This is a genomic window from Streptomyces sp. NPDC045022 (assembly GCF_056432605.1).
The window spans coordinates 22,503-41,371 of sequence record NZ_JBWKIR010000035.1; the positions used below are offsets into that span (position 1 = coordinate 22,503).

The window sequence follows — 18,869 nt, forward strand, 5'->3', positions numbered from 1 at the left end:
GACGGGCCGCGACGTGTCCGGGATGACCCGGGTGAGCTGCCCGGACGCACGTGGCAGGGTGCTCACTGTCCTGTGCGGCCGGACCGGAGCACGGTCGCGCGGAACGACTCGACCACGGGGTGCAGATCGACTCGGTGCCATGTCGCCCACAGTTGGACGCACCGGTCGTGCCAGGGCAGTTGGCGTACCGCGACGGTTTCCGACATGCCGCGGACCATGCTCTGCTGCACGAGCGCGAGTCCGAGCCCGGAGGCGACCACACCGAGTGCGGTCAGTGGCTCCGCGGCTTCCATGCGGATGTCCGGGGTGAACCCGGAGGCGGCGCACGAAGCGACGAAGGTGTCGCGCCAGCCCGGGTCCTGAGGGTTCTCGACGGCGATCCACGGCTGGCCGTCGAGGTCCTGCGGTGTCAGCTCCGCCAGGTCGGCCAGAGGATGGCGTGCCGGCAGGGCGAGCAGCAGGGGGTCCTCCAGCAAGGGCGCGGCCAGCAGGTCGGGATCATCGCCGGGCGGGGGTTCCTGGACGAGGGCGATGTCGAGGCTGCGTTGCCGCAGGCCCTCGAACTGCTCGGCGGGAGGCAGGCTGTACAGGGCGACGTGGATTCCTGGGCGTTCGTCGTGCAGAGCGCGCAGCGCACCGTGCAGGATGCCGGTGTGCATGGCGTCGGCGGTGTAGCCGATGCAGAGACCGCCCTCCTCACCTCGGCCGAGTCGGCGCCCCAGGTTCTCCAGGCGGTCCGCGTGCCGCAGCAGCGCCTGGGCCTCCGCCAGGAAGACCCGCCCGTCCGACGTCAGCCGGATCCTCTGCTGGCCCCGCTCGAAGAGGGTGAGTCCGAGGTTCTTCTCCAGCTGGGCGATCTGCCGGCTGAGCGGTGACTGGGAGATGTGCAGCCGCTCGGCGGCGCGGCCGACGTCCTCGACGAGCCGAAGCCGGACGCGTTCCTGCTCGCCGGCCGCTACACCCTTCTCGATCACGAGCGCGCCCTGCAGCGGCCGCTGCCGGCAGCAGCCGTACAGAACGTCGACATCGTGGTCGGCGGGCCGTACAGCTCCGGCGTCCTCGCCGGCGGGCAGCACTTCGAGTACCAGCAGGCACCGCCTTCCGTCATCGCCAGGTGGAGCGGATCAAGGCCCTCGCCGCGGAGCACGGCGTCAGCATGAAGGCGGCCGCACTGCAGTTCTCCCTCGCCCATCCGGCCACCGCGGCGGTCATCCCCGGAGCCACGCGGCCGAGCCGCATCGCCGAGGACGTCGCCGCGCTCGGTGAGACCGTTCCGGCGGCCTTCTTGACGGCGCTGCGCGAGGATGGGCTGATCGCCGAGGACGCCCCCGTACCCACCGTCTGACCCCTGCGTCCGCCAAGGAGACGATCATGGCCCACACCACCGCGTCCCTCGACATCCCCGCCGACCCCGACCGGGTCTGGCAGCTCGTCGGCGGCTTCGGCTCGCTGCCGTACATCCCGCAGAGAAGGCTCGGTGAGGGCGGTCGCGTCCGCACCCTCACCAACGAGGAAGGCGGCGTCATCGTCGAACGTCTCGAAGCGTTCGACAACGAGGCACGCACCTACAGCTACTCCATCCTTCAGGCGCCCTTCCCCGTCACCGACTACCGCTCCACGCTGACCGTGCACGAGGTGCCCGGCTCCGGGGCGTCGCGAGTGCAGTGGTCCGGCACCTTCACCCCCGCAGGGGTCGGCGACGACGAGGCGACCGCCCTCTTCCGCGACATCTACACCGAGGGGCTGGCCGCACTGAGGCAGGCGCTCGGCGCCTGAGGACGTGCGCGGGCAGTGCCCCGGGTCGTGCCGCCGGGCAGGCATCAGCTACCCGGCGCGGCCCGGTACAACCTGGTAACGCCCCGGCGCTCGGCGTGCAGGGGTATGGACGCCACCGACTTCCCCGACGGAGCAGCAGGAGCGGCTGTCCCGGCTGGGCGTTACTGCCTGACACTCATCCCGGCGTACTGACGGCGTACTGACGACGGCGACGACATCGGGCGATGGCTCGAACGGCAGAGGCAGCCGGCCACCTGGGCGCGGCTGTCGAGTGGGGACCGCGGGAACACATCGGTTCAGCGGAACCGCTGACCTTGTGCCCCTCCACACCGGGGTGCCCTGCTGGAGACCTGCATGGCTGTCCCGGCTGGGGCCGATCGGATGCCTCGGCAGTGGACCGGCGGTGACCAACCGGCGGCGTTCGGGCATCGCCCCTACGGTTGGTGGCATGGCAGTGAGCAACGGTTGGCGACGGGGAGTAGGAGCCCCGGTCGGCACGCTGGACGGACTGGGGCCGGTTGTGCTGTTCGTCCTGTCGGTCGTGGCCGCCTCCGTCATCCCGCACGAGCACCGTTTCTCGATCCAATGGCCTGCCGTCGCGCTGGCGGCGGTCGGCTGCTTCGCGTTGCTGTGGCGGCGCCGCCACCCGTTCGGGGTACTGGCCACCGCCCTCGCCTGCGGGGTGGTTTTCCAGGTGCTCGGCGTTCGGGAGAGTCCACTGGTGACGAGCCCGGTCATCGTGTCCGTCTACACCGTGGCCGCCCGCACCGACCGGCGGACCACCTGGATGGTGGCATCTGCCTCCGCTGCCCTGCTGGTCGGAGCAGCCATGGTGTTCGGCCCCGGCTCATGGCTCGCCCCGGACAACGCGGCGATGCTGGCCTGGACGGCCCTGCCCGCCGCCGTAGGGGATGGGGTGCGTTCCCGCCGCGCATACGTGGCGGCTGTGGAGGAACGGGCGGCGCACGCGGAGCGGACGCGTGAGCAGGAGGCGCGGCAGCGGGTGGCGGCCGAGCGGGTCCGGATCGCACGGGAGTTGCACGACGTGGTGGCGCACCACATCGCGTTGATCAACGCGCAGGCCGGTGTTGCTGTTCACCTGGTGGAGCGGCGGCCGGAGCAGCTGGTCACCGCTCTGGAGGGCATCCGGGACACCAGCCGGTCGGCTCTGGAGGAACTCCGGGTGACCGTGGGCCTCTTGCGGCAGTCCGACGATCCCGAAGCGCCACGGGATCCGATGCCGGGCCTGGCGCAGGTACCGGCGCTTCTGGCGTCCTTCGAGCGTGTCGGCCTGTCCGTCAGACACACATGCCACGGCCTGGCCGAGCCGCTCGCGCCGGCGGTCGACCTGGCCGCGTATCGCATCGTGCAGGAGGCCCTGACGAATGTGCGCAAGCACGCCGGAGCCGACCACGCCCGCTTGTGCCTGCACTACCGGCCTCAATGGCTGACGATCACCGTGGAGGACGACGGCCGCGCCGGACTGCACCGGCCCCACCCCGGGACCGGACACGGGTTGATCGGGATGCGCGAGCGTGCGACCAGCGTCGGAGGAAAGGTGGAGGCCGCAGCACGCCCGGACGGTGGCTTCACCGTGACCGCCGAACTGCCGCTGCGGCGCGGCGCGGCTGCGGGGGCGCCGATCGGGCAGATCACCGAGGAGAGATGGGTGTGACGATCCGCGTACTGCTCGCCGATGACCAGGCTTTGTTGCGGGGCACCTTCAGGATGCTGTTCGATTCCGCCGACGACATGGAGACCGTGGGCGAGGCGTCCAACGGCCGCGAGGCAGTCGAGCTGGCGCGGACGCAGCAACCTGATGTGATCCTGATGGACATCCGCATGCCCGAGATGGACGGCCTCGTCGCCACGCGGCTGATCGGCGAGGCGGAGGACCTCGTCGGGGTGAAGGTCCTCATCCTGACCACCTTCGAGGACGACGAGTACGTGGCAGAGGCACTGCGGGCGGGCGCGAGCGGCTTTCTCGGCAAGGGTGCCAGCCCCGAGGAGCTGCTTGATGCTGTCCGCACGGTCGCCGCCGGGGACGCGCTGCTGTCCCCCTCGGCGACCCGGGGGCTGATCAGGCGATTTCTAGCGCAGCCGGAACCGTGCACGGCAGCCGTGCACGAGCGGCTGGGATGCCTGACGCCACGGGAACGCGATGTCGTGGGGCTTGTCGCGCTGGGACTGTCGAACGACGAGATGGCCGAGCGTCTGTTTGTGAGCCCGCTGACGGCCAAGACCCACGTCAACCGGGCCATGACCAAGCTGGCCGCCCGCGACCGGGCCCAGCTTGTGGTCATCGCCTACCAATGCGGACTGGTCAGCCCGGGGGCGACCACGACTCGTCCCTCAGTGCCTGGCTGAACGCCCAGCGCAGCCGCGGAACGCCCTGTCCGGGTGGTAGGCCGACCTACCGCATACCGCGCCCGCAGTACCCGGGAATCGCCGCACGAGGACGACGCGCGAGGGCCCTTTCCTGGGCGATGGTGGGGGCATGGACAGAACTGGCATAGCCGTCGAGCTCAGCCCCGCGCCGCACGAAGAGCCCACCTCGGTCACCCCTCCCCAGGATTGCCGCACGATCAGCAACCTGCTGGCCGCACACGCGCTCAACATCCTGGAGCCCCACGAGGCGACCGCGGTCCGCGCCCACCTGGCGACCTGCGCCGACTGTCGGGACGAGCATCACTGCCTTGAGGCCGTGGCCGCCCACCTTTCCCCTCTCCGCAAGGCCTTGGCGTACGGCACCGGCCGGCAGCAGCCGTCGTACCTGCCCGGCCCCAGCGGGCCCCCCCATGGACGGCACCCACACCGTCGGCGCAGTACCGCCCCAGGGCCCCTGGCCACCTCGCTCACGCTGTCACAATGGGTGAGCAGGCTTGCCTGCGTCAGGTGAGCGACTGGGGAGCGTACTGATCCGCCCGGGCGGCCGTACTCGAAGTGGGGGGCCGGCGGCCACTGAGCTCATACCCACCGGTCCGGGCGGAGGCCGGCGTAGGAAGGCCCCTGTGATCACCAGCCCTCCTCGGCGGGAGCGAGTGGTGTTCGCCGTACGACGACCGCACATCCAGGGGCCTGGTGGTCTGGACATCGACCATCTGGTCCCGCTCGCCGAGGCCTGGGACTCCGGCGCCTCCGCCTGGAGCGCGAAGGAGCGCGAGGCGTACGCCAACGACCTCGGTGACGAGCGTGCCCTGATCGCGGTGTCGGCGGCCTCGAACCAGTTCAAGGCCGACCAGGACCCCGGCACGTGGCTGCCGCCGGCCGCGGGCTACCGCTGCCAGTACGTCACCGGCCGAGTGGCCGACAACCGCTGGGGCCTGAGCGTCGACACGGGCGAACACGCCGCGCTCACCGCGGCGCTCGGCCACTGCCCGAACGCACCCGTGGTCGTCACGCCGGCTCGGTAAGCCCTCGGGGCAAGTCCCCGCCGAGGCCTTGGATTTGAACCTTACGGAACAGACCAGCTTCCCAGCCGAGTGCGCGGGGGTGTGGTGGGGAGCGGCGCCGTTCGGCAGCGGACCAGGGCCGCGTGTAGTCCGCCCCGAAGTCCAGCAGGCACCCGGCCCGCGTCCACGTTGCGCAGGGGTTCAACGCCCACCAGGGGCAGGTGCCGACGCCGCGTGTCCCCGCCACCGCGTCCCGGGGCCCGAGGCCCGATGCCGCACCGTCCAACGAGAACGAGGCTGAGGTCGCGCCGTCACGCGGGCCGGCACGGCCGAGGGCCGCACACCCGCGCCCGGCCAGGAGGGGAGGGATCTCACGGAGCGTTGGTGGAGCGGTCGAGGTTGACAGAACCCCAGCACCGAGTGCCAGAAGGTCAGTGGCCGCCGCTCGGGGGCTCGCAGGCGGTGCCGTCGGGGTAGCCGCCGAAGGCATCGGCCTTGGTGGAGTCACTGCTCATCGTGCCCTCCACACACCAGGGGGAGGCGCCGATGTCGATGAGGAAGCCGACCCCGGCGGACCCGTCCTGGTGTGCCTGCACCTTCCCGGCGGAGTAGCCGAGGCTGGTGAGCGCGTTGCGGACATGGTCCGGCGCGAAGTCGCCGCGCCGGCGCAGTGGTTCGAGTGCACGCTTGACGCGTCCGACGGCGGTGAGTCCGTCGCAGCGGTTCTGGCCGTGGAGCGGGATGGGCACTTCGAAGCCGTGGTTTTCGGCGTAGTGGTCGGTCGGCGGCACGGTTGAGCTTGGGGTAGTGGCGGCGGTGGGCGCCGTCGGCTTGGGGCTCTCGCCGGGACAGGGGAAGTCCGCTGGTGTACTCGGCGTCGATATGCCGGTCGGCGTGGGATGCGAACGCCGGTAGGAGTCGGCGGTATCCTCCGCCCGCTGCGTTCCGCACCCCGCCGCCAGCAGGAGCATCACCGCTAGCGGCAGCATCCCGAGCCGGGCTCTCGTCTTCCTTGGCGTCGTCATCCCCCGATCATGCCCCGCAGCTCCGTAAGCGTCATGAGTACTTTTACTCATCGGCCACAACACCCGCATGCACATTCGGTGGCAAACCAAGGCACGAGCACACAACCGGATCTCCCAGTACGCGGGCGGCTACGGCGTCGCGGTGTGCTGTCTTCTCCGACGGAGCCGATGCTCGCCATGAGCCGACCACACCGGACCGCGCCGGAGATGACCTGCCCATCCCAGGCAGCGGGCTCTAGGTGTTGCTGGTCATGAGGTTGTTGGCGTCTCTGGGCTGTCGGGGCCGCGCCTGGCGCGGGTTCGGGGCGCGAGTGCGAACCGGTTCAGGGCCTGGGGCACGGCCGGCCTGGAGTCAGGACCCGCGAACGACGCTCTGGCGGCTGGCTCGGTAGCGGCCTGGGGTGGTGCCGATGATGTCGGTGAAGGCGGCGATGAAGCTGCTCGGGTTGGCCCATCCGCAGGCGTAGGCGGTTTGGGTGGTGTCGTGGCCGTCGGCGAGGAGCACGAGCGCGTGGTAGATGCGTAGCTGGGTGCGCAACTCATAGAAGGTCATGCCGAGTTCGTTGCGCAGCAGCCGGCTGAGGGTGCGGGAGCTGGCTCCAATCATCTTCCCGAGTTCGGTCAGCGAGGCGTTGTCTGCCGGTCTCTCGGACAGCATCCGCGCGAGGGACTGCAACCGGTCATCCTGTGGCTCCGGCAGGTGCAGTGGCTGCTCCTGTGTTGCCCGGAGTTCATCAACGAGGACCCGTAAGAGGCGAGAACGGGCGGCGCGGCTATAGGCCGGCGCGGCATGGCCGTAGTTGTGCGGCCCGGTCAGGGCGAGCAGGACCTCGCGCGCTAGGCCGGAGGCCAGGAACACGGCGGGCCGGTCTGGTATGCGCCGAGCCAGGGATGGCGCAAGAAAGACGATCCGCATGTCGGTGTCGCCGTGGGCGCGGTGCTGGTGCGTGTATCCGGCGGGGGTCCAGGCGATCCGGTGGGCGGGGACGATCGACGTGCCGCGGTCGGTGTGCACCGCCAAGACGCCGGTGGCCGCGTATACCAGGTGTCCACGTGCGTGCGACTGCACTGCGCTTGCTCCACCGGACGGCCAGCGGTGCCGTCCACCAGACGGCCACACATCTGACGTTACGGTGGTGGTTCTACGCGGTTGGCGGCGATCGGGCATCATGCGGCAGCTTATCGGTGGTCGGCCATGCCCCGGCGTGATGATCTGGAGTGGTTATGAGCCGCGGACAGCGCCCCGCAGAACCACACGTCATCGGGGGCGCGCCTCGATGACGCGGCTCAAGAGAGGAGAAGCCGATGGCGACGTTCGTCCTCGTGCCCGGCGGTTGGCACGGCTCTTGGTCGTTCGACGCGGTGGTTCCGCTGCTTGAGCGTGCCGGTCACACCGTTCACGCCCTGACCCTGACCGGTTTGCGGCCCGACGACGACCGTGTGACGGTTGCGACCGCCAACCTTGACACCCACGCCGACGACGTACTGCGCCTCCTCGATCGCGCTCACATCACCAGCGCGACGCTGGTCGGCCACAGCTACGGCGGGATGGTGATCTCCGCCGCCGCCGACCGTGCCCGCGGCCGGGTCTCACGACTTGTGCATCTCGACGCCTACGTGCCGCGCGACGGCGAGTCGTGCTGGTTGTCGACCACCGAGCGCTACCGACAAGCGTTCATCGCCGGCGCCGCGGGCACCGGCTACGCCGTGCTTCCGCCTGCCGGTGGCGATCCCCGCCGCCGTCCCCATCCGCTCGCCTCGTTCATGCAGACGATCCGGCTTACCGGTGCCGTCGACCGTGTGCCCCGCCGCGAGTTCATCTACTGCTCCGGATGGGAGGACCGCACCCCCTTCACTGAACTCCGCACCCGACTGCAAGCCGATCCGGACTGGCACGTGCACGACCTCCCAACCGGCCACGACGCAATGCGTGAGGCCCCGGGTGCCGTGGCCGAACTACTGACGTGAGCAGCCCGGAGTGCCGCACCGCAACAGCCGGTTGACCCCAGAAGGAAGCAAACGGCTCATGGAGCGCTGCCGCACCCGCCCGATCGCGCACGTCGCAGCCGAGATGGGCATCTCCCGTGCCACTGCATCGAAATGGTCGGCTCGCTGCGCTCGTAGCCGCCATCAACGAGTAGTTGTGACGTACTGGTTGGACAACAACTCGAACAACCGCACTCGCCGACCGCAGGTGGGATTGACGGTCTCACGGACCGGATGCATCCCCAGCTTGGTCGTGATCCGTTCGGAGGCGTCGTTGCCCACCTGGATGATGCTGACGATCCGCTCCAGCCCTCGCTCTTCGAACCCGAACCGTACAGCGGCCACAGCGGCCTCGGTGGCCAAGCCCTGCCCCCAGTGGGAACGTCCCAGCCGCCAGCCGACCTCAACCGCCGGCAGTACCTCCGGCAGGAAGTCGGGCACCGAAAGGCCGGTGAACCCGGCCAGCTCGCCAGTGGACCGGATCTCCACGGCGAACAGACCGAAGCCCTGTGACTCCCACTCGCTCTCCCATGCCTGGACCCCGCCGCGAGTCTGCTGTTCGTCACGGACGCTGCCGTCACGGATCCACCGCATGACCTCCGGGTCGGCATTGACGGCAGCCATGGGCGCAACGTCTTCCTCGCGCCAGCGACGCAGGATCAAACGGGGAGTCTCAAGCGTGACCATCCAGTCATTCTGGATCACAAATTGGCTCTCCACCATCCTCACCAGGCACTTTCGAGACACGCGTTGTTAACGCGGGCCGGTCTTGATCGTGGCGAAGGCCCCCGTGTGTGGTGGAGGTGTCGGATCTTCACCGCACGGAGGCCTTCGTGTCCCCGTAATGCCCGGCTGACTGTTCACGGCAGGTGGCTGCTCGTCGAACGTGTCCGCTCCGGCCGTCCCGTCGCCCACGTCGCAGCAGAGATGGGCATGGCCCGTCCCACGGCCCACAAGTGGATCCGACGCTGGGGCGCTGGCGGTCCGAGGGCGAGAGCGGACTCATCGACCGTTCCAGCTGTCCCCGCAGGACACCGCACCGCACCGGACCGCAGCCGCCACCGAGGCGCATGTCTGCAGGCTGCGGCAGGACCGCAAGCTGGCCCGGCACGTATCGGCCCCATCCGGGGCCTGCCCGCCTCCACCGTGCACCGCATCCTCACCCGGCACGGCCTGAACCGTCCGGCCTTCCTGGACCGGCCCACCGGCCGGCCCATCCGCCGCTACGAACGCGACCGGCCCGGCGAACTGGTCCCCGTGGACGTCAAGAAACTCGGCCGTATCCGCGACGGCGGCGGCCACAAAGTCCTGGGCCGCCAGGCCGGCCGGGGCCGGCTGGTGAGGCGGAGGGTGGGGCGCCTGCGGCAGAAGTCCGCCGACGCCGCCGGTCAGGTACCGACTCCCTTGGCTTCGTCCGCGACCCGGAGGACTCCGCCGGAGGCTGTACGCTCCGATGACCTCCGGACGCCGCCCCCGCCACCTCGTAGCCGCTCAGCATCGGCGTCAGCTCCTGAGCGCACCCGCACAGCGTGCACAGCCGCGTCCCGGGGTCCCCGCGACGTTCAGCGCGTGCTCCACATCGAGCAGAGGCGCGCCCTGCGGTGCCTCTTCGCAGTCCGGCGCGTGCAGCACACCCCGGGGTGGGCCCCGGCCCTCGCGGGCCTTCGCCGGCACCCAGCCCGAGGGCCGGCGCTCCCCGAGCACCTCACGGACCATCGACGTGGGCGGCGGCTCCAGCCGCTCGGTGGCGACCTGGTCGTAGTCGACGTCGTCGGCCGGCATGGTCGGGCGCGGACCCACACCCGGTACTCCGCGGCCTCCACGCCGCCGTCCTTCTGGTGAAGCGGCCCTGACGTGACCGCCACCTGTGCCTCATGCCGCGTACAGGTCCCGTCGCTCCCGGGTGAAGCGGCGTAGGGCCTCCGGGAGGGGCTCGACGCCGATTCCGGGGGTGGCCGGGACCGGGAGGTGGCCGTTGTGCAGGACGAAGGGCTCGGTGATGTCCTCGGCGAAGTAGCGGGACGAGGCGGAGGTGTCGCCGGGGAGGGTGAAGCCGGGGAGGGCTGCGAGGGCGAGGTTGGGGGCGCGGCCGATGCCCGTCTCCAGCATGCCGCCGCACCACACCGGGACCCCGTGCGCGTGCGCCACGTCGTGGACGCGGCGGGCCTCCAGGTAGCCGCCGACCCGGGCGGGCTTGACGTTCACCACCCGGCAGGCGTCCATCGCGATGGCGGCGGCGGTGTCGCGGGCGTGGTGCAGGGACTCGTCCAGACAGACGGGGGTGCGCAGCCGTTGCTGGAGGTGGGCGTGGGCGTGCAGGTTGTTCTCCTCCAGCGGCTCCTCGATCAGCAGCAGCCCGAAGTCGTCGAGGCGTCGCAGGTGCTCGGCGTCCGCGAGGGTGTACGCGGTGTTGGCGTCGACCTGGAGCGGGAGGTCGGCACCGAAGCGCTCGCGAACCGCGCGGACCGGGTCGACGTCCCAGCCGGGCTCGATCTTCAGCTTGATGCGGACATAGCCCTCGGCGAGGTAGCGCTCGACGTCGTCCAGCAACTCGGGCACCGAGTTCTTGATGCCGACCGACACCCCGGCGGGCACCCGGTCCCGTACCGCGCCGAGATACACGGAGAGCGGCATGCCGTACGAGCGCAGCTCGGCGTCCAGCAGGGCGGTCTCCAGGGCCGCCTTGGCCAGCTCGTGGCCCTTGATCTTCGCCAGGGCCGGGGCGAGGGCGGCGGTCGTGACCTCTCCCAGCGCCGCCACGCGCGGGATCAGGAAGTCCTGCAGCACGATCTCGGCGCCGGCGACGAACTCCGAGCAGTACAGCGGCTCGGGGTCGGCGGCGAACTCCGACCAGCCCTCGGCGCAGTCGGTGACGACGTGCAGGAGGAAGGAGTCCTTCGTCGTCATGGTCCCGAAGGACGTACGGAACGGGGTGACCAGCGGGATCGCGACGTGCACGATCTCGACGCGTTCGAGCTTCATGCGGGCCCCTCCGTCCGGGTGAGCGTGTACCAGCCGTCGCGGGACATCCCGGTGGCCCGGAAGCCGCGCATGAAAGCCGTCAGCAGCACCTCGCGCACCGCGTGCCGCCAGCGCAGCGCCAGCGCCGGGTCGGCGGCGCGCAGCTTGACGATGTCCTCGGGCACCCGGCACCACAGGTGCCGTTCGTCGCGGCGGGCGAGGGGGGCGCCGTCGGGGGCGGTGTGGGTGACGGGGGCGCCGGCGTGGGGCACGGACTCGTCCCCGCTCCGCGCGGTGTCCAGGTCCCACGCCACCGTCAGCCGGTCGCTCTCGTCGCCGTCGTTCATGCCGTCGGTCATGGGGCCGTAGAAGTCGACCAGGTACTCCGTGCCGGCGGCGCCCAGCTTGACCAGGTTGAAGCGGGCGTTGCGGCCGACCAGCGGGTCGAAGGTCCAGCGCATGGTGCGGGCGCCGAGCCCGGCCGCCCAGTCCCGCTGGGCCAGTTTCACGGCGTGCCCGAGCCCCCGGTCGGCGGCGGCCACCAGCGAGTACGTGCTGCGCTCGGCGCCGAGGACGGCGACGGATGCGCCGGCGAGCCGCTGCCCGTCGTACGCGGCGTGGACCGCGCCGCCGGCGTGCACCAGGCTGTGCAGGACCTCGGCCGGGTAGGGCGGGGCGGTGCGGGGGGTCTGCCAGACGTCGCTGAAGTAGTCGGCCACGGCCCCGAGCCCGGCGACGTCGTGGACGGTACGGATGGTGACTCCTGCTCTCATGGCACGAGTCTCGAAGGAGCCGACCCCTCGCGTGTTGTGCGAGTGGCCAAGGCATGCGAACGTTCGTTTCACCATCCGCCAACAGCCTGCTGGGAACCACTCATGGACGTCTGCACCCTCGGTGATCTCCTTGACGTGGTCGGCGGCCCCGCCCTGCGCATGCACACGGCCCCCGCCGGGCAGGCCGTACCGGTCACCGAGGCGGTGCTCTACGACGGCCGCACCCCGCTCCCTCGGCTGCCCGGCGCGCTGCTGCTGGCGGTCGGCGTGCCGGCGGCGGAATCCGGGCCGCTGCTGCGGTCGGCGAGTCAGGCCGGGCTGACCGGGGTGGTGGTGCGCGGCGCCGACGGACCGGTCGAGCAGGCGGAGGCGCACGGCGTGGCGCTGCTGTCCGTCGCGGAGGACGCCGCCTGGCACCATGTGCATCTGCTGCTGGCCTCGGCCATCGCCGCACGGCCCACCACAGCGGCCTCCGACAGCGGGCTGGGCGACCTGTTCGCGCTGGCCGACGCGATCGCGACGGCGACCGGCGGGGCCACCGCCGTCGAGGATCCCCGGCAGCGGATCCTCGCCTACTCCACCGTCCCCGGCCAGCCGGTGGACGAGGACCGCCGACAGAGCATCCTCGGCCGCCAGGTGCCGGCCAGCGCGGAGAACACCGGGCAGTACCGCCGGCTGTTCGCCGCCGACCGCCCGCTCCGCCTGCCCGCGCTGTGCGACGGGGACCTGCCCCGGCTGGCGATGCCGGTGCGGGCCGGCGGGGAGACGCTCGGCTCGGTGTGGGTGATCGACGCCGGCTCGCTCGCCCCGGACGCCGAGGACACCCTCGCCCAGGGCGCCTCCACGGCCGCCCTGCTCCTGCTGCGGGCCCGCGCGGCCCGAGAACTGGCTCGGCACCGGGGCAGCGAGCTGCTGCGCCGCCTGCTGGACGGCACGGCGGCGGATGCGGAGACAGCGGGCGAACGCCTGGGTCTGGCCGGGCCGGCCCGGGTGGTGGCCTTCGTGCTGGACTCCGCCGCGAGCGTTCCGGACGCCGAGCGCACGGCGCTGCGCCTGCTGGACGTCGTACGGCTGCAGTGCGAGGCGCGCTACGGCCGGCATGCGGGGGTGCTGGTGGACGGGGTGGTGTACGCGGTACTGCCCGGGCCGGGCGAGCGGCACAGAAAACTGGCAGAGGACATCGTGGCGCGGGCCGGGCAGGCGCTGCGGGTGCCGGTGCGGGCGGCGCTCGGCGAGGTCGTGCCGGACGCGGCGGCGTTGGCGGACTCGAGGGCGGACGCGGACCTGGTGCTGCGGGTGCTGGACGCCGAGCTGCCGGTGGCCACCGTGGACGAGGTGCGGCACCGGGTGACGCTGTTGCGGCTGGCCGAAGTGATGGGCGGACGGCGGGAGTTGAGCGTGGGAGCGTGGCAGCGGGTGGTGGCGTACGACGCGGCGCACGGCACGGAGTACGCGCGCACACTGGTCTGCTGGTTCGACGCGAGCTGTGACATGGCGGGCGCGGCGAAGCTCCTCGCCGTGCACCCCAACACCTGCCGCTACCGTCTCAAGCAGCTCCAGCAGCACGTCGGGGTGGACCTGGACGACCCCGACAAGCGGCTGGTGCTGTGGCTGCAGTTGAGGGTGCTAGCGGGTCTCAGCTCAGCCACGCCCTGAGCCTGCTCTCGCAGTGCTCGAGGTGCTCCACGGGGACGTACTCCCCGGCGGTGTGGGCGAGGGACGGGTCCCCGGGGCCGTAGTTGAGCGCGGGCACGCCCAGGGCGGCGAACCGGGCGACGTCCGTCCAGCCGAGCTTGGGCCGCGGCCCGGCACCGAGCGCGGCGACGAGCCCGCCGACCCGGTCCAGGTGAGGCAGGGCGCCCGCGACGACTTCCGTGACACGAACCTCGTACTCCGGGAAGAGGGAGCGCACGTACGCCTCCGCCTCCTCGGGTGAACGGCTGGGTGCGAAGCGGCAGTTGACGGTGACGACGCACTCGTCGGGGACGACGTTCCCGGCGACCCCGGCCCGTACGACGACGGCGCTGAGCCCCTCCCGGTACTCCAGCCCGTCGACGACGACCCGCTCCGGCTGGTGCTCGTCGAGCCGCCGCAGGACCCGGGCGGCCTTGTGGGCGGCGTTGACGCCCTGCCAGGCGCGGGCGGTGTGGGCGCGGGCGCCCTTGACCATGATGTCGGCGGTGAGGATGCCCTGGCAGCCGGCCTCCACGCCGGCGTCGGAGGGCTCCATGAGGACGGCGAGTGAGGCGTCCGCGAGCAGGTCGGGCCGCTCGGCGCTGATGCGGGCGAGCCCGTTCCTGTCCCCTTCCACCTCCTCGCACTCGTAGAAGACGTACGTGAGATCGCGGACGGGCGCGGACACGGTGGCCGCCAACCGCAGGGCGACGGCCACCCCGCCCTTCATGTCGCAGGCGCCGAGCCCGTGCACACGGCCGTCGGCGAGCCGCGAGGGCAGGTTCCCGGCGGCCGGGACGGTGTCCAGGTGCCCGGCGATCAGGGAGCGTTCGGGACGGCCGAGGTGGGTGCGGGCGACGACGGAGTTGCCGACCCGGTCGACGGTGAGGTGGGGCAGGGCGCGCAGGGCGGCGTGGACGACGTCCGCGATGACGTCCTCCCGACCGCTCTCGGAGGGCAGGTCGACAAGGGCGCGGGTGAGGGTGACGACGTCGGCGGTGAGGTCGAGGGTGCTCATGCGGGGTCTTCCCGTGGCTGGTCGAGCTTGGAGTGCCGGATGCCGTAGAGGCCGTAGATCACCAGCCCGGCGGCCATCCACGCGCCGAAGGCGATCCAGGTGCCGGCGCCCAGACTGCCCAGCATGTAGACGCAGAACCCGACGCCGAGCAGGGGCGTGACGGGCGACAGCGGCACCCGGAAGGAGCGCGGGGTGTCGGGGTTGCGCCGACGCAGCAGTACGACCGCCAGGTTGACCAGCATGAACGCGAAGAGAGTGCCGATGCTGGTGGCGTCGGCGAGGCTGCCGAGCGGGACGAGGGCGGCGAGGACGGCGATGAACGCCGAAACGATCACGGTGTTGGCGCGGGGCACGCCGGTGCGGGGATGCACCTTGGCGAACATCGGGGGCACGAGCCCGTCCCGGGCCATCGCGAACAGGATGCGGATCTGCCCGTACTGCACGGTGAGCACCACGCTGGTGGTGGCGACGACCGCGCCGACGGACAGCAGGATCGGCCACAGGTTTCCGCCCCCGACGGACCGTACGAGCACCTCGCTGAGCGTGGCCTCGGTCCCCGCGAACTGCTTCCACGGCATGGCACCGAGCGCGGCGACGGCGACGAGCACGTACAGGGCGGTGACCAGGACGAGGGACAGGATGATGGCGCGCGGCAGGTCTCTTTGGGGGTTGCGTGCCTCTTCACCTGCGGTGGAGGCGGCGTCGAACCCGATGTAGGAGAAGAAGAGCGAGGCCGCTCCGGCGCTCATGCCGGCAGCGCCGAGCGGGAAGAGAGGGTGGAAGTTCCCGGCGCGGAAGGCGGTGAAGGCGACGGCGCAGAACAGGACGAGGGCCGCGATCTTGACGGCGACCATGATGGTGTTGGCGACCGCGCTCTCCTTGGCCCCGCGCAGCAGGACGACCATGGCGAGTACGACGATGAGGGCGGCCGGGACGTTCATGGTGCCGCCGGCACCGGGCGGCGCACTGAGCGAGTCGGGAAGGGTGACCCCGAAGGTGAGCTGGAGCAACTCGTTGACGTACTGTCCCCAGCCGACGGCGACGGCGGCCACGGACACCCCGTACTCCAGGATCAGACACCACCCGCACACCCAGGCGACCAGCTCGCCGAGGGTGGCGTAGGCGTAGCTGTACGAGGAGCCCGAGCCAGGGATCATGCCGGCCAGCTCGGCGTACGAAAGCGCCGAGAACAGGGCGGTGACGCCGGCCAGCACGAAGGAGACGACGATGGCCGGTCCCGCCTGCGGCACCGCCTGGCCGAGCACCACGAAGATGCCCGTGCCGAGAGTGGCCCCCACGCTGAGCAGCGTCAGCTGGGCCACGCCCATGGTCCGCCTGAGCGGACTGCCGGCGGCCTCACCGACGAGGCGCTGCACCGGCTGCCGCCGGGTGAGCCGACGTGCCTGTGTCCCCTGTGGTCCGGCCTCCGGCCGGACCCCCACGTTCCCCATCCCACTGCTCCCTGTGCCTTCGGGCGTTGTCTGGCCCTCGATGATGCGGAGGGGGGTGGGGTGGTCGGGTGTGCGGATCGGCCAAAGGTACGGGTGGTCGATTGGCCGAGTGAACAAGGGGGTGGTGGGCGGCGTGTGCCGGGTGCGGTGCCTGGGGGCTACCCAGGCGCCGCAAAAAGCCGATACCGAGAGCGTCTGGAAGCCCTTAGCTGTCGTACGGGACCCAGGCACGCGCGCCTGTGTCGTTCGTGCCGTACCAGTAGCGCGGCATCCCCTTGATGCTGGTGGTGTCGAACGGGCGGCCGTGGTCGTCGATGCGGATCGTGCCGGTGCGGCCCTGGCAGGACCAGTCGAGTTCGAGGTACCAGCGGGCGTCGTAGGTCTGTGTCGTCGCGGCGACCAGCAGCACCTCCGGATCCTCGGCGGAGACGCGGTACGGAAAGTGCACGGCCGGGATGGTGTGTTCGCTGTCGGCGCCGTCCGTCGGGCGGGCGATGGGGCGGTCGACGTCGAGGTTCACGGTGAATCGTCGGGGAGCGAGGTCGCCGCCGCAGCCCTGGCCCATGGCGTACGCGCTCCCGGCGGCCGGGTTGCCGCGGCTGACGAGGCGCACGTGGAGCGCCTCCAGGACCACGGCCGTGGACGACCGCCCCTGAACCGAGATCTGCACCCTCGTCTGCCGCCCGTGCACTGCGCCCTGCGTCGCCGCCCACGTTCCGGCGTCCTGCTCCACCGGCGGCGGAGGCACCTGGGCGGGCGGCTTGTCGATGACGTAGTCGTGGTCGCAGCCCTTGTCAACACCAGGCCGCTCTCCCGTTCCTCGGGCGAGTAACCGAGTTCGGTGCGGCGAGCGTTGCGCCAGTAGTAGTCGGGCGCCAGCGCGGTGTACCCGGTCGCCGCCAACTCCGCGCAGGTCCCGCGGACGTAGGCATTGACTCCGTACAGTTCGGAGCAGACGACCACGGCGCCCAGCACCTCACCCGCGGGTCGGTGCACGTACGCCTCTATGCCACCTGCCTCGCCGAGCGTCTCCCACTGACCAGTCATCACTACCCCCGTGTCTGAGTTGGCGGCTCAACACTAGGGGTACGCAACGGATTTCACTTCCGACTTCCTTGCCGGAGGAGTTCGCAGAAGCGGTCCAGGGCGCGGTCGGTACGGCGGCGGTCGCCGGTGGTCGTGAGATCGAAAAGGAGACCCCGGATGACGGCCATGACCAGCGTGGGAGTAATAGCGTCATCGGGGCCGGTGGCGATGTCGCGGAACGTGGCGCCGAGGGTGTTGAACCAGTCCGTGATCGCCTCGGCCCGGTCCGGGTAGTTCTCGGGGTGAGCCAGGCCGTCGGCGTGCACTTCGAAGAACAGCCGGACGAACGGGGCGCGCTCCGGTGCGCTGATCCAGGCCCAGATGCCGCGCAGGCGTTCCTCCGGAGAGGCTGCCTCCCGGGGGAGGTTCTCGGCCAACCGCGTCGCACCGCGGCGGCGTGCCTCGGCAAGGACGGCAGATACCAACTCCTGCTTGCTGCCGAAGTCATAGAGCAGCATTCGCGGACTGGTATCGAGAGCCGCGGCCAACGGCCGCAGGCTCAGCCCGGCCAGGCCGTGCGCCAGTACGTAGTTGGTCGCCTGCGCCAGCGTGGCCTCCCGTCTTGTGGGATCTGGGGGTCGCCCCACGGTGGATCGTCCTCTCCGTACTGCGAATCCGAACCCGCATCAGTATATGGTACGACTGTTTCAATAACGGGAGGAGGCAGTCATGTGCACGCTCGACCGGGCACTCGCACTGGGCGCCGGAGGCCCCGTTGGTGCGGCCTGGATGGCCGGACTGGCCTGCGGACTGCGCCGCGGCGGGGTGGATCTCAGCGAGGCTGATCTGATTGTCGGCACGTCGACCGGCGCGATCATCGGCGCAGTGCTGGCCACCGGTCAGGACCCCAGCCGGCTCGCCAGTCCTGTGCGCCCTGCCGACTCCGACGGCACCCCGCCCCAGGTGGACGGGCGTCGGTTGGGCGAGGCGTTCGCCGTGCTCGGCAATGCCGCCTCGAACCCAGCCGAGGCGCGGCGCCGGGTGGGCCGGATCGCGCTCGCCGCCGAGACCGGCCCCGAGCAGACACATATCGCCCGGATGCGCGCCATGGTCGACGCAGACCAGTGGCCGGACCGGAAGCTGCTCATCACTGTGCTGGACGCTGAGACCGGCGAGCAGAAGGTCTTCGACCGTGCCAGTGGCGCATCGCTGCCCTCCGCCGTGGCGGCAAGCACCGCCTTCCCGGGCATCTACCCACCGATCACCATCAACGGCCGCCGATACATGGACGGCTCCCTGCGCTCGGCGACCAACGCCGGACTCGCGGCCGGAGCCCGCGTACTCGTCGTGATCGACCCACAAGCGCACCTGTTTCCCCCCGAGTTGCTCCACCAGGAGCTGGCGGTCGCCGGGGCGCACACGGCGGTAACCATCGAGCCCGATCCGGCATCAATACGCGCATTCGGCTCAGACCTGAACGACCGCACGGCCTGGGAACCGGCCTACCAGGCAGGTCTTCGCCAAGCCACCGATGCCGCAGAGCAGCTCCGCCTCGCATGGAAGAGCGGATCCGGCACGAACTGAGCGCCGCCCGGCCCCGGCCCTACTCGCGACAAGCACCAACCGCCAGCGGGTCGTCCGGTCGTCAAGATCACGATTTCCCGCTGGAGTACTGCTGCACGACCGCTTTGATGCCGCCCCGTCCCCGCTGGTCAGCGAAGACCTCGTCGCCCACTGATACCGCAGATCTCCAAACCCCGGGCGAGCAGCGCACGCCCATCTGCGCT

19 protein-coding genes and 4 pseudogenes are annotated in these 18,869 nt (G+C 71.1%); 11 read left to right on the plus strand and 12 right to left on the minus strand.

What is annotated here, in order from left to right; genetic code table 11:
- Positions 1-62: 62 nt before the first annotated feature.
- Positions 63-971 carry a LysR substrate-binding domain-containing protein gene (locus AC07C1_RS36180; RefSeq protein WP_478946197.1) on the minus strand — a complete coding sequence of 303 codons (909 nt, stop codon included), beginning with the start codon at positions 969-971 and terminating at the stop codon, positions 63-65.
- Here AC07C1_RS36180 and AC07C1_RS36185 point away from each other — a divergent pair.
- The 6 genes from AC07C1_RS36185 (at position 872) to AC07C1_RS36210 (ending at position 5,189) form a co-directional block, all read left to right on the plus strand.
- Positions 872-1,345, plus strand: a complete 474-nt coding sequence (locus tag AC07C1_RS36185) for an aldo/keto reductase (RefSeq protein WP_478946129.1) — start codon at positions 872-874, stop codon at positions 1,343-1,345. The two genes, AC07C1_RS36180 and AC07C1_RS36185, sit on opposite strands and share 100 nt — an antisense overlap.
- A gap of 26 nt (positions 1,346-1,371) precedes the next feature.
- Positions 1,372-1,776, plus strand: coding sequence for an SRPBCC family protein (locus AC07C1_RS36190; RefSeq protein ID WP_478946131.1), 405 nt, complete (start codon positions 1,372-1,374; stop codon positions 1,774-1,776).
- A 448-nt stretch (positions 1,777-2,224) separates the two neighbouring features.
- Positions 2,225-3,451, plus strand: a complete 1,227-nt coding sequence (locus AC07C1_RS36195) for a sensor histidine kinase (protein ID WP_478946133.1) — start codon at positions 2,225-2,227, stop codon at positions 3,449-3,451.
- The gene (locus tag AC07C1_RS36200; protein WP_478946199.1) at positions 3,448-4,143 is read left to right on the plus strand and encodes a response regulator transcription factor; all 696 of its coding nucleotides are present in this window, start codon (positions 3,448-3,450) and stop codon (positions 4,141-4,143) included. The genes AC07C1_RS36195 and AC07C1_RS36200 overlap by 4 nt, the downstream gene beginning before the upstream one ends.
- Positions 4,144-4,273: 130 nt before the next feature.
- Positions 4,274-4,675, plus strand: coding sequence for a zf-HC2 domain-containing protein (locus AC07C1_RS36205; RefSeq protein ID WP_478946135.1), 402 nt, complete (start codon positions 4,274-4,276; stop codon positions 4,673-4,675).
- Between the two features lie 112 nt (positions 4,676-4,787).
- Positions 4,788-5,189: an HNH endonuclease family protein gene (locus tag AC07C1_RS36210; protein WP_478946137.1), complete on the plus strand. Its 402-nt coding sequence runs from the start codon at positions 4,788-4,790 to the stop codon at positions 5,187-5,189.
- Positions 5,190-5,599: 410 nt separating this feature from the next.
- On the opposite strand, the gene AC07C1_RS36215 is transcribed toward AC07C1_RS36210, so the two are convergent.
- Complete coding sequence (locus AC07C1_RS36215) at positions 5,600-5,959, minus strand: hypothetical protein (RefSeq protein WP_478946139.1); 360 nt, start codon at positions 5,957-5,959, stop codon at positions 5,600-5,602.
- Between the two features lie 586 nt (positions 5,960-6,545).
- Positions 6,546-7,262 carry an AraC family transcriptional regulator gene (locus AC07C1_RS36220; protein ID WP_478946141.1) on the minus strand — a complete coding sequence of 239 codons (717 nt, stop codon included), beginning with the start codon at positions 7,260-7,262 and terminating at the stop codon, positions 6,546-6,548.
- A 236-nt stretch (positions 7,263-7,498) separates the two neighbouring features.
- On the opposite strand from AC07C1_RS36220, the gene AC07C1_RS36225 reads away from it, so the two are divergent.
- The gene (locus AC07C1_RS36225; RefSeq protein ID WP_478946143.1) at positions 7,499-8,161 is read left to right on the plus strand and encodes an alpha/beta fold hydrolase; all 663 of its coding nucleotides are present in this window, start codon (positions 7,499-7,501) and stop codon (positions 8,159-8,161) included.
- 10 nt (positions 8,162-8,171) lie between these two features.
- A pseudogene (locus tag AC07C1_RS36230) lies at positions 8,172-8,306 on the plus strand (IS481 family transposase); the annotation flags it as partial.
- Positions 8,307-8,323: 17 nt separating this feature from the next.
- On the opposite strand, the gene AC07C1_RS36235 reads toward AC07C1_RS36230, so the two are convergent.
- Positions 8,324-8,866 carry a GNAT family N-acetyltransferase gene (locus AC07C1_RS36235; RefSeq protein ID WP_478946201.1) on the minus strand — a complete coding sequence of 181 codons (543 nt, stop codon included), beginning with the start codon at positions 8,864-8,866 and terminating at the stop codon, positions 8,324-8,326.
- A 105-nt stretch (positions 8,867-8,971) separates the two neighbouring features.
- Here AC07C1_RS36235 and AC07C1_RS36240 point away from each other — a divergent pair.
- A pseudogene (locus AC07C1_RS36240) lies at positions 8,972-9,160 on the plus strand (helix-turn-helix domain-containing protein); the annotation flags it as partial.
- A 522-nt stretch (positions 9,161-9,682) separates the two neighbouring features.
- Here AC07C1_RS36240 and AC07C1_RS36245 read toward each other — a convergent pair.
- From AC07C1_RS36245 to AC07C1_RS36255, 3 genes are all read right to left on the minus strand, one after another.
- Entirely contained in the window at positions 9,683-9,979 is a 297-nt protein-coding gene (locus AC07C1_RS36245; RefSeq protein WP_478946211.1) for a DUF6233 domain-containing protein, read from the minus strand.
- A 72-nt stretch (positions 9,980-10,051) separates the two neighbouring features.
- Complete coding sequence (menC, locus tag AC07C1_RS36250; protein WP_478946145.1) at positions 10,052-11,161, minus strand: o-succinylbenzoate synthase; 1,110 nt, start codon at positions 11,159-11,161, stop codon at positions 10,052-10,054.
- Complete coding sequence (locus tag AC07C1_RS36255) at positions 11,158-11,913, minus strand: chorismate synthase (protein ID WP_478946147.1); 756 nt, start codon at positions 11,911-11,913, stop codon at positions 11,158-11,160. Before AC07C1_RS36255 ends, menC begins: the two co-directional genes overlap by 4 nt.
- A gap of 102 nt (positions 11,914-12,015) precedes the next feature.
- Between AC07C1_RS36255 and AC07C1_RS36260 the strand changes: the two genes are divergently transcribed.
- A complete protein-coding gene (locus AC07C1_RS36260) occupies positions 12,016-13,569 on the plus strand; it encodes a PucR family transcriptional regulator (protein WP_478946149.1) in 1,554 nt (517 codons plus the stop codon).
- On the opposite strand, the gene dapE is transcribed toward AC07C1_RS36260, so the two are convergent.
- From dapE to AC07C1_RS36285, 5 genes and pseudogenes are all read right to left on the minus strand, one after another.
- Entirely contained in the window at positions 13,550-14,605 is a 1,056-nt protein-coding gene (gene dapE / locus AC07C1_RS36265) for a succinyl-diaminopimelate desuccinylase (protein ID WP_478946151.1), read from the minus strand. The two genes, AC07C1_RS36260 and dapE, sit on opposite strands and share 20 nt — an antisense overlap.
- Complete coding sequence (locus tag AC07C1_RS36270; RefSeq protein WP_478946153.1) at positions 14,602-16,056, minus strand: amino acid permease; 1,455 nt, start codon at positions 16,054-16,056, stop codon at positions 14,602-14,604. The genes dapE and AC07C1_RS36270 overlap by 4 nt, the downstream gene beginning before the upstream one ends.
- A 205-nt stretch (positions 16,057-16,261) precedes the next feature.
- A pseudogene (locus AC07C1_RS36275) lies at positions 16,262-16,846 on the minus strand (transcriptional regulator); the annotation flags it as partial.
- 95 nt (positions 16,847-16,941) lie between these two features.
- Positions 16,942-17,103: pseudogene (locus AC07C1_RS36280) on the minus strand (hypothetical protein); the annotation flags it as partial.
- Positions 17,104-17,156: 53 nt separating this feature from the next.
- Positions 17,157-17,729 carry a TetR/AcrR family transcriptional regulator gene (locus AC07C1_RS36285; RefSeq protein WP_478946155.1) on the minus strand — a complete coding sequence of 191 codons (573 nt, stop codon included), beginning with the start codon at positions 17,727-17,729 and terminating at the stop codon, positions 17,157-17,159.
- Positions 17,730-17,811: 82 nt separating this feature from the next.
- On the opposite strand from AC07C1_RS36285, the gene AC07C1_RS36290 reads away from it, so the two are divergent.
- Complete coding sequence (locus AC07C1_RS36290) at positions 17,812-18,666, plus strand: patatin-like phospholipase family protein (RefSeq protein ID WP_478946157.1); 855 nt, start codon at positions 17,812-17,814, stop codon at positions 18,664-18,666.
- The last annotated feature ends 203 nt before the right edge of the window (positions 18,667-18,869 follow it).